This is a genomic window from Flavicella sp. (assembly GCF_037132785.1).
Classification (GTDB): domain Bacteria; phylum Bacteroidota; class Bacteroidia; order Flavobacteriales; family Flavobacteriaceae; genus Flavicella.
This window is the reverse complement of sequence record NZ_JBAHZZ010000094.1, coordinates 1-8,288: the sequence shown is the minus strand read 5'-3', so window position 1 is coordinate 8,288 and position 8,288 is coordinate 1. Positions and strand designations below refer to the sequence as shown.

The 8,288-nt window shown below is 32.5% G+C and carries 4 protein-coding genes; all 4 read right to left on the bottom strand.

Annotated features, from left to right (window positions below; all coding sequences use genetic code 11):
* Positions 1-416: 416 nt before the first annotated feature.
* Complete coding sequence (locus V5787_RS06375; RefSeq protein WP_336892429.1) at positions 417-1,955, bottom strand: RagB/SusD family nutrient uptake outer membrane protein; 1,539 nt, start codon at positions 1,953-1,955, stop codon at positions 417-419.
* Between the two features lie 9 nt (positions 1,956-1,964).
* Positions 1,965-5,432, bottom strand: a complete 3,468-nt coding sequence (locus V5787_RS06370) for a SusC/RagA family TonB-linked outer membrane protein (RefSeq protein WP_336892428.1) — start codon at positions 5,430-5,432, stop codon at positions 1,965-1,967.
* Between the two features lie 189 nt (positions 5,433-5,621).
* Positions 5,622-6,821, bottom strand: a complete 1,200-nt coding sequence (locus V5787_RS06365; RefSeq protein ID WP_336892427.1) for a FecR domain-containing protein — start codon at positions 6,819-6,821, stop codon at positions 5,622-5,624.
* A gap of 82 nt (positions 6,822-6,903) precedes the next feature.
* The gene (locus V5787_RS06360; protein WP_336892426.1) at positions 6,904-7,458 is read right to left on the bottom strand and encodes an RNA polymerase sigma-70 factor; all 555 of its coding nucleotides are present in this window, start codon (positions 7,456-7,458) and stop codon (positions 6,904-6,906) included.
* Positions 7,459-8,288 lie beyond the last annotated feature (830 nt).

The window sequence follows — 8,288 nt, the reverse complement described above, 5'->3', positions numbered from 1 at the left end:
CAAGAAAAACTAAACAATAGACCTAGAAAGATACTTGGATATAAAACACCAAAAGAAATGATGGATATTGAACTTAAAATTGTAGCTTAGTAACATCATAAAACTAAAACGTTTTGTTGCGTTACAACCTTGAAGCCAAGTCTTTCTTGTACGTAAGTCACAAATGCTATATGCAAAAGTAGCTGTTCTTTGTAGTTTTTTAACTTAAATATAAGCTAACAAACAATGATATAAAACCTAAGTTTGGGTCTTTGTTTTTGTCATGTACCTTGCAACGGTCTTAATTGGTGTTACTTTATTTTATTTTTTTAATTTATTAATATTGCAGTCTGTATGTCACCATAAACACTAATATAATAATGCTTTCAAAAATCAAACAGCTAACGCAAGGCCAACTGTTTGATAAAATGATTGCATTAGTTCCACGGTGCATTTTGAGTTAAACCTGGTGCAATTTGAATTTCGGTTGAAGGAATAGGCCAAATATTGGCCTGAAAACTCCTGTTTATTGCTGTTCTAACAACCTCAAGTTCATCCCAACGCACTAAATCCAACCAACGTAAACCCTCAATAGCAAACTCAACTCTACGTTCTTTTCTGAGGATTGTAGTTAACTCTGATTGAGACGTTGTTGTTACTTCTGGATAATTCATAGTGTCCTCTTTAGTAGTGCCATATGCTCTAGCCCTTACATCATTAATGGCATCTAAAGTAGATTGATCTATAGAACCTGATTCGATTTTAGCTTCAGCATACATTAATAAAATATCTGCATACCTAAAAACGATAAAGTTGGTTCCATTTGGATATATATTGTTCGGAGCCTCTGTTTCCGGCGTCATATACTTCTTCATCGCATATTTCGTTTCAGGAGCCCAAGGAAAAGAAGTGGGACTACCTGTTCTATATTCTGGCCAAGTTCCTAAATCTCCCCATTGCTCACCAGGAATATGTATCGAAGCTTTCATTCTTGGATCTCTATTGTCATATGGAAAATTTGAATCATAAAGTGTATTCAAAGGGTCATCGATGCTTAAACCATTGGTAGAATTAAAAGCTTCTACCAAATTTGGAAGAACCGCAGCAGATTTTGAGTCACTCTGGTAGCCGTTGTCCCATGGGGCTCCTTGACCAATTTGCTCGATACTACTAAATTGAATATCCCATAACACTTCAGAATTCCCTTCATTCACCTCTCTAAATAGAGTTTCAAAATCGGGGAACAAAGTAAAGTCTCCATAAGTTCCGTTCATGATCGCTTGTGCATTGGTAATTACACTAGGATAATCTTTTTCATACAGTAATATTCGAGTTCTTAGCGCAGCTGCAGCAACTTTTGTAACCCTACCGTATTCCGAAGTTGATTCAGGTAAGTTGGCTAGTGCAAAGTCCAAATCATTCATAATAATAGTTACAACTGTCTCTTTATCTGTTCTAGTAATAGCAATTGCTTCATCTATTGAAATAGGCTCTAAAAGTAGAGGAACGTCACCAAAGAAATAGATTAAATTATAATAATAAAATGCACGTAAAAACGTTGCTTCAGCATTCATTCTATTTAAATCATTGCTATCCATTTCTACATTACTCGCATTAGCCAAAAAGAAATTAGCTCTAAATATTCCTGCATAACATTCACTCCATCTCGCTATACCAGCACCTCCATCACCTGGTGCCTCAGTTCCTTCAGCAAATTGAGCAAAACCTGAATTTAAAGCCGGCGTAAGCATATTGTCGGCAATAGACCCATATAGAGGGATATTACTACTAAAAGTTCCAGATTGTAGGCGACCATATACAGCTATTAAAGCTTGATTTGCGTCATTTTCAGTTTTGAAAAAGGTTTCCTCTCCAGCTCCATTTAAATTATTCCTATCCAAGAAATCTTCTGAACAACTTGAAATAACAAATGACAATATGGTTATCATTAATAAATTATATTTTATTGTTTTCATTGCTTTTTTTTAAAGGGTTATATTCAATCCTACTGAAATTGTACGTACTTGAGGCTGACGCGCAAAAGAACTACTACTACCATTGTTAAGTGGCCTCTCTGGGTCAACACCTTCAAATAAAGAAGTAAAAATAAACGGATTTTGAGCATTTACATAAACTCTCAACTTTTGTAAGCCTATTTTTGTAACCAACTCATCGTTTATACTATAGCCCAATTGAATATTCTTTATTCTTAAATAATCTCCTTTATACAAGCTAAAAGTAGAAGGATAAGCCAACCCTTCATTACCATTATAGTTCCATTGGTATACCAACCGAGGTAATGTTGGATTTTCTTTATTAAAACTAAACGACTCTGTTAAGTACCTTTTTGGGATTCCTCCTTGGGCAGTAAAAGCCTCAACACCATAATTTACAGCCCAATAGTCAACACCAGCAACTCCATTTGCTAATACCGAAAGATCAATTCCTTTATATTCCAAATTAATATTGAATCCATAAATAAATTCTGGGTAAGGTTTTCCCACAGGAATTTTGTCCTCAATCGCATTTCTTCCGCTAATGATACCATCTCCATTTTGATCAATGTATGCAATATCTCCCGCTGTTTGATTGGCTGCAACTATTGGCCCTGCCTGTGCTTCTTCATGCGTGCGATAAATCCCATTTGCCTCAATTAAAAAGGGTGTACGCATAGGTAGACCAACTCTTGTAAGCTGTGAACCAGACGGACCACTAATAATTTGATCTACACCACCTAAATCTACCACCTCGTTTTCGGCATGACCAATATTGGCATTAACTCTAAAATTTAACTCACCAAATTTTTTTCTATATCCAATTTCAAAATCCCAGCCCCATATATCTACTTCTGCAATATTTTTAATAGGACTATTTAAATCACCTGCTAACTCTGGAACAGATTGAACCATCAATTGACCAAATCTTGTTTCAAGAAAATAATCAAAACTAAATGTCAAATTGTTATCAAATAATCTACCCTCGAGCGCAAAATCTGTTTTTCTACTTACTTCCCATATAGCATCTCTATTAGAGACTGAATTAGGACCAGCACCTAAGGCCAAATCTCCATTATTTCCAAAGTTATAATTGAAATCTCCGCCTTGTACAACTGATGATTGGTATATATAATAATTACCAACGTCCTGGTTCCCTAATTCTCCCCAGGACCCTCTTAATTTCAAGAAATTAACAACTCCATCGGTGTTAAAAAAATCCTCTTTGGACACAATCCATCCTCCAGAAAAAGAAGGGAAATATCCCCATCTATTTTCTTCTGCAAATCGAGAAGTGGCATCAGCTCTAAAATTTGCTTCAAACAAATATTTACCTAAATAGTCATAATTAGCACGACCAAAATAAGATCTGAATGTAATATGTGATGCTGAACTACCAGCTTGCTCATTCTCAGGATTTAGATTACCTATTTCGAAAATCCCTTCTGTTGTAAAATCTGAAGTAGAAGCAGACAAGTACTCATTTCTAAATAATTCTTCGGAATAGCCACCTAATACATGAAAATTATGTTTATCATTAAAATTAAAGTTGTAGTCTACTGTAAGCTGTAACAGAGTATTAATGTTTTGAGTGTTATTTTTACTTAAGTAGTTAGTTCCTCTAGATCTTGCGGCAAAAACTTCTGTACTGTAATAAAAATTCTCTATAACAGGAGCGTATAAAGTGGTATTAGTAGTTTTAATATTTCCACCAGCAGTTCCTTTTATTTTAAGATTCTCTATCGGTTCATATTCAAGGTATATACTTCCTAACACCTTAAATCTTTTTTGGTTGTTTTTACCATTTTCTGAATAGGAAATGGGATTACTATATACTGGACCCCATTCTCCTGATTGAAAAAACTTTCGGACGGCATATCTACCATCTGGCAAAAAGAAAGGTGCTGTAGGTCTCCATCTCCAGGCCCATAGAAATTGATCACTACCACTTTGGGAAATAGGTCGTATGTTTTCACCAAAAATAGGAGTTATAGTTGTCCCTATTTTTAATTTATCATGTACTTGAGTATCTAAATTTAATCGAAATGAACCTTGTTTAAACTTAGATCCTAAACCTACACCATTTTGATCTAAATAAGATGCTGACATATAATAAGAAGTTTTGTCTGTTCCTCCAGTTGCACTAACAGTCGCTTTGTGGATAACGGCGCTGTTAAATAAGGCGTCAAATGCATCCGACCCTTTAAATCCAGTTTCATTTACAAACTGTTGGTATTCGGCAATCATTTCGTCAGAATAAAGTGGCGCAGGGATCGTTCCGTTTGCCATAGGCACCTCTCTTGCAAAGTTATGAAGTTCCATCCATTGAATTGGATCGGTAACCATGTCTGGTAATGCGGTTGGGTTTTGAATTCCAGTGTATAAATTTACAGAGAATTTTCCTATTCCAGATTTACCTCTTTTCGTCGTAACTAAAATAACCCCGTTTGCTGCTCTCGAACCATAAATAGCAGAAGCTGCGGCATCTTTTAAAACTGAAATCGTCTCAATATCATCAGGATTAATTTCATCAAATGAGCTTTGAATTCCATCAACAAGAACTAGTGCACCATTACTACCAGAAATACTAGACTCTCCACGAATTCTAATTTGAGCCTCATCTTGTCCTGGCTCACCAGAAGTTTGAGTTACTAAAACCCCTGCAGCTAAACCTTGTAACGCTTGGCTAGCATTGGTAATTGGTCTTTTGTTAAAATCAGATGATTTTACTTGTACAATTGCCCCTGTTAAACTTTCTTTCTTTTTAGTTCCATAACCTACAACTACCACTTCGTCCAAGGCACTTGTCTCTACAACCATAACTAAATCAACAGTATTAGAATCTGCAATTGTTATCTTTTCAGATTTAAAACCTATAAAAGAAAAATCAAGAACCTCTCCTTTTTTTGCTTCTATGTTATAGTTTCCATCAAAATCCGTTTGTGTTCCCCTAGTTGTCCCAACAACAAGTATGTTTACTCCTGGTATTGGGACGTCATACTTATCTTTAATGGTGCCCGATATAATGTTTTTTTGAACGACTGTTTTATCCTCTAAATTATTTAATGTTATTTTAGGTATTTCTATTGTTTTTTTAATATTCTTATTAAGTACAATCTGCTTACCCAGAACTTGGAATCTAACATTTGTATCCTTTAACAATCTTTCTAAAACAGACGATACTTCTTCTTTTTTAGCTTTTATAGAAATAATTTTTTCGTAATTAGAATCATTATAATTGTACAAAAATTTAAATTCTGTTTGCGACTCTATTTCATTCAGTACTTTTTCTATACTAACATTTTCAAGATGTAATGTGATTTTAGTTTTCTGACTATACGATTCAACAGCTTTAAGTTGAAATAAAGAAACTATTAAAAAAAGAGCTGTGAGTTTCACTTTTAAATCAATTTTTGGTTTAAAGAATAGAAATTCTTTAAACATTAGTGTTTTTTTCATAATTTTGGTTTCTGTTTGTGTGGTTAATTATTTAATCACTACATGATTAGTCGGGAGGTGTTGGTAGCATCTTCCGATTTTTTTTCTGAATTAATCTTAACTAAATTAGACCAATATTGAAAACCTGTAGTAATTTTTTTAATTGAATACGTTTTTGTTTTATATCATAGGCGTCCTTTTTGTTTTAAATTAATTAATTATTATTTGATTATTATGAATCGTATATTCAATTTCAAAATTTGCATTAAAAGACTCTAGAACTTGCTCAATAACTTCTATATCAAAACTGGCTCGAAATCGCTGTTTGCCTAATACTTTATTGTTATTGATGATTTTAACATTATAGTGCCGTTCAAGTTTCTTTATGATATCATCAAAAGGTGTATGTCTAAATATAATCTTACCATCAACCCAAGCTGTGGCTAATTCTATATCAGCTTTTTCTATAGCAATTTTTCTGTCATTTTTCTGCCATGCTGCCATAAACCCTGGCTTTAAAATAGTTGATGTTTCGGGCGTATATAATTCTCCCTTTTTATAAATACTTACTGAACCTTCAACTAAGACCGTATTAATATTATCATCTTCTGGATAAGAGGATATGTTAAATCGTGTTCCTAAAACCCTTACATCCATATCATCTGCATTGACTATAAAAGGATGTTTAGCATCTTTTGCTACATCGAAATAAGCTTCCCCTTTTAAAAACACTTTACGATTTTTGCCTTTTATAAAACTTATTGGATATTTTAATGATGACCCTGCATTTAAGTGAACTTTTGTCCCATCAGACAATTTAACCTCAAAGCGTTTACCGTAAGGTATTGTTAATGTATTATACACCAAGATTTTGACCCCTACCTCTTTGTTGTAAATCAGTTGAACACCCTTTTGTTCTCCAACAACATTTCCATTAGCATCTAATACTTTGGAGTCCCCACTTTCATCTATGATTTTTACTCTGCCATCATCCAACTGTAAAGTAATATTGTTAGTTGGTTTTATAATTTTCGATTTCTTTTGGAAATCACCGTTTTGGTATAAATAACCTATTCCTATAAACAAAATAGCTATAGCGGCATATTTAAAAACATTGAATGTGTTTTTTAAGCGCCTTACTTTTACCTGTTTTTTTTGATAAGCTATCTTTAACTCCAACGGCCTTCTTAGTTTTGAAACCATGTGATTCCAAGCCCGATTTAAATCTATTTTTTCAATAAACTTTAACCTTTTAGACCTTTTGTATACATATAGATAATCGGAAAATAATTGCTCGTTTTTTTTGTTTTTATTAACCCATTTTTGCAGTTCTTGAAATTCTTCTGCGTTTATCTCTTTTGAGATATAAGATAAGACCAATTTAAAAATATGAGAAGGAATGTTTTTCATTATATACTATATTAACAATGATAGATGTTATATTAATTATATAGTAAAAAGGTGAAAATGGGTGAAAAGAAATTAAACTTTTTTAAAAAAAAATAAAATTTAAGAGTAGTGCTAAGGAGTTACGAAGCTGCTTTAGAGCACGTGAATAATGGGTTTTAACAGTGTTTACAGAAACACCTAATTCTAATGCAGCCTCTTTATATTTCTGGTTTCCAAGTCCAATAGCCATAAAAACTTCTCTACATTTGATGGGTAAAGCTTCTATTGCTTTATGAAATTTTTCCTTCTCCTGTTCAATATGCCTGATATCAATATTTTCATCAGACATCAATTTATTAACTTGATTTTCTATCTCTTCAAAACGATACCTACCCTCTTTTTTTAAAGCTTGCAATGTATTATTCTTAATAGATGAATATAAATACGGAGCAATTTCCCCATTAAGTTTCATATATAATCTTTCATCCCAAAATTTTATAAAAAAATCTTGAACTACATCTTCTGCTAATTCATGAGAGTTAGAATATTTTAAAGAAAAAACACATAACGGTTTGTAAAATTCATCAAATAATTCTTTGTATGCTGAGGAATCAGCACCTTTTAACCTAGACAGAATTTTCAAATCATTTGATTTCATTAAAAGCTAATGTAGTTATTTATCAACAGGTATTTAACTTTATACTAAATTTAAATTGTTTTGCTAGACTTATTGTGCATGGTAGTTACGAACATCTAATTTACTGATTAGTCCATTCTAAACTATTAAAAAAACATGTTTTTATTCTGAGTTTAGGTATGATGTTTGTAAAACTCAGTTAAACCCTAAAAATTAGTTATAAACAAATAAAATTGGATGTAAAGTGTTAAATTTATTGTGTAAACAAGTGAAAATAACATTTTAAAAATCATCCGATTTTGAGCAATAAAGACACCTTATACAGGGGAAACACAGCTATTTCTATTGATTTTTCAGCCTCAGAAATCAGTACAGACGGATTCTAATACTTCTTGAAAAACTAGAACGTGAACATAAGTTGATAAAGAAGTTTGGAAAGTACTGGACTAGGAATGAATATTAGGCATTTGATTAGCAATATCAAAGAAAAAGAAGCTAGAGAAAATCTGTTTAGGGTTTTATAGTACTCATAAGGAGAGGCAAGTGAAAAACAGGTGCTTCTCAGATAGGCTTTCCAATCATGGATATTGGGCTAATTTCTTTTGCCTTTTGATCAGTATCTTGTTTATTAAATATTTTTGTTAAGAAAACCTAAGTCGAAATTGCAAATAAATGGTAAATTAGTTCTATAAGATCTTACCTTATAAAGGTTAAGACCGTTGCATAATGCTCTTTTCATTTTTAGATTTCAATTTTGACTTTTTAAATCTAAAATTTATATTTTTTTTTCTTATTTTCATTGTTTATGTTAGTTATGGATCTATTTTTTGGTTCATTTTCCTTTAGTTTTT

Excerpts from the sequence above, each read along its gene's own strand:
- V5787_RS06370 (WP_336892428.1), bottom strand. The coding sequence starts at position 5,432 with ATGAAAAAAACACTAATGTTTAAAGAATTTCTATTCTTTAAACCAAAA.
- V5787_RS06365 (WP_336892427.1), bottom strand. The coding sequence starts at position 6,821 with ATGAAAAACATTCCTTCTCATATTTTTAAATTGGTCTTATCTTATATC.
- V5787_RS06375 (WP_336892429.1), bottom strand. The coding sequence starts at position 1,955 with ATGAAAACAATAAAATATAATTTATTAATGATAACCATATTGTCATTT.
- V5787_RS06360 (WP_336892426.1), bottom strand. The coding sequence starts at position 7,458 with ATGAAATCAAATGATTTGAAAATTCTGTCTAGGTTAAAAGGTGCTGAT.